This is a genomic window from Paracoccus sp. FO-3 (assembly GCF_006386455.1).
GTDB classification, from domain to species: Bacteria; Pseudomonadota; Alphaproteobacteria; order Rhodobacterales; family Rhodobacteraceae; genus Paracoccus; species Paracoccus versutus.
On sequence record NZ_VCBQ01000227.1, the window covers coordinates 1 to 2,252 of the forward strand.

Consider the following 2,252-nt stretch of genomic DNA (forward strand, 5'->3'; position numbering starts at 1 on the left):
GGCCAGGTCGCATCCGCACCCGGAGCTGCGCGATCGCACGATCTGGGGGGTGTTTCAGGACGAGCGTGCGAGCCTGGTGCCCTATGTCGGCCCCTTCGACGGCTTCCATGCCGTGCCCGCCTCGGTATCGAAGACCTGCCTGGTCCGGTTCGACAAGAACCGCTACTCGGTGGACGGTCGCGCTGTCGGTCGACCGCTCGAGATCCGCGCCTATGCCGAACGGGTCGAGTTCCGGCAGGACGGCAGGATCGTCGGCCAACCCATCCGCGCCTTCGGCCGCGACAGGCCATCTACGATCCGCTGCACGATATTCCGGTGCTGGCCCGCAAGCCCGGCGCCCTCTGGAACGGCGCTCCCTTCAAGGAATGGAAACTGCCGCCAGCGATCAGGCGCGTTCAGCGCAAGCTGGGCAAGATGCCAAACGGCGACCGGCAAATGGTCCAGATCCTGAGCATGATCCCGACCGACGGACCGGATGCAGTGGAATCCACTTGCGCGGAGGCCCTGAACGAAGGCGCCCCGGCGGCAGCTGTGGTCCTGCACATCCTGGCCCGGCATCGCGAACCGCCACCGCCGCTGACCATCGCCACGCCGGATGCGCTGCGGCTGGCCTGCGAGCCCGCGGCCGATTGCAAACGCTACGACAGCCTGAGGAGACCGAGCCATGGAAAGATCACAGGTGCTGGACGCGTCGTGTCGAAGACGCGCATCCCGCAAGACGGGCCGGCTGAAGCTCTACGGCATGAAAGCCGCCTATGATGAGATCATCGCCACGGCAGCGAAGCGACAGCCCGAGCCGCAGCAGATCGTCGGCGACCCCCGCCTTCGGGAGGCCGCGTGTTGGACCCACCTGCGGCGCGACTTCCATGGCGAATGGACTAAGACCAAATCCGTGATCGCCCGCGAGGCGCTCGACCGCATCGGCGTGCTCTATGACATCGAGCGGGAAATCGACGGCCGTCCTGCTGATATCCGTCTTGCCGCCCGGGAAAAACACAGCGCCCCAAAGGTCGAGGCCTTCTTCGCATGGTCCGAGAGCCAACTCTCGCTGATCCCGGGCAAGGGTGAATCTCGCCAAGGCCTTTCGTTACGGGCTCAGCCGTCGTGCCTCATTCAGCCTCTTCCTTGAGGACGGCCTGGTGGCGATCGACAACAATCCCGCAGAACGCGCCCTGCGCCCGATCGGTGCCGGGCGCCGCAACTGGCTCTTCGCTGGCGCTGATACTGGTGCCGAGACGCTGGCTCCCGCCATGACCATCATCGAGACCGTCAAGATGAACGGCCTCGCTCCGCAGGCCTATCTGGCCGACATCCTGACCCGTATCCACGATCACAAGATCAACCGGCTCGACGAACTCCTGCCGTGGAATTGGGCGCCGACGACCGAAACCTTGTCCGATACCGCCTGATGGCAACCGTCACCCATGTCCGCACCCTCGACTACGTCGCCAGGATGCTGGGCGAAGATCCCGAGCTGCTCGAAGCCATCGTCTCCAATGACGACAACCTGAGCTACGGCGCGAGCATCAGCGTCCATACCGGCCCAGACGACACCATCACCGCCCTGACCGATGACGGCATCGATGAACCGAAAGACATGCTCACGGCCGCGCGCATCACCACCAAAACCTGGCACGCGTTCCTCGACGACTTTGTCGATGACCAGAAAATCGTCACCCGCATCAAGGCACAGTCGCCGCGGGAACAATCGGCCGGTTACGCCGCGTGCCGTCGCATGCCTGCTGAAAACCTACGAGCGCCTGTTCTCTCTGCGGATGGGTTCGGTGTTCGATTAACTCTGACCCCAAAAGGCATCGACCCATCTGCTGCGGGGCTTCCTGGAGCCTAATCCGACCGGAGTACGGTCGTCCGGGGTGGCATGCATGCTCCGTCGGGCGACCAGCGGAGAATTTTCGCCTCCTGCGGCATGAAAACCTGTGTAGCATCCAGGATTGTCCCATCCTCGATCCGCGAATTCGCCGCCTGGGAGGTGGGTGAGCGTGAAAACCGTGACGCGTAAACGTCGCGGCTACAGTAGGATCAAAATAAATTGTTTAATATAAATCATCTGAGAAGCGATGATGCTGCGACGCAAATGAACACATATGATTATGGGAATAGGCATGACCGAATGTATGCGCGTGTGAATATTTATTTATACTGTATAATACGTTACATGGTTGCAGAAATATATTTCTACTTTATATTCACAGCCTTAGCGCGTAATGAGAATGGCGGTGCGAAATTAGTCC

The 2,252-nt window shown here is 61.3% G+C and carries 1 protein-coding gene and 2 pseudogenes; all 3 read left to right on the forward strand.

The genetic code is table 11. The features are described 5' to 3' along the window. Positions 1-759 (forward strand): annotated as a pseudogene (locus FE811_RS26520) (IS21 family transposase); the annotation flags it as partial. 52 nt (positions 760-811) lie between these two features. Continuing rightward, a pseudogene (locus tag FE811_RS26525) lies at positions 812-1,409 on the forward strand (transposase); the annotation flags it as partial. Then, positions 1,409-1,849, forward strand: coding sequence for a hypothetical protein (locus FE811_RS26530; RefSeq protein ID WP_244294983.1), 441 nt, complete (start codon positions 1,409-1,411; stop codon positions 1,847-1,849). The pseudogene FE811_RS26525 and the gene FE811_RS26530, both read left to right, overlap by 1 nt. Positions 1,850-2,252 lie beyond the last annotated feature (403 nt).

Excerpts from the sequence above, each read along its gene's own strand:
- FE811_RS26530 (WP_244294983.1), top strand. The coding sequence starts at position 1,409 with ATGGCAACCGTCACCCATGTCCGCACCCTCGACTACGTCGCCAGGATG.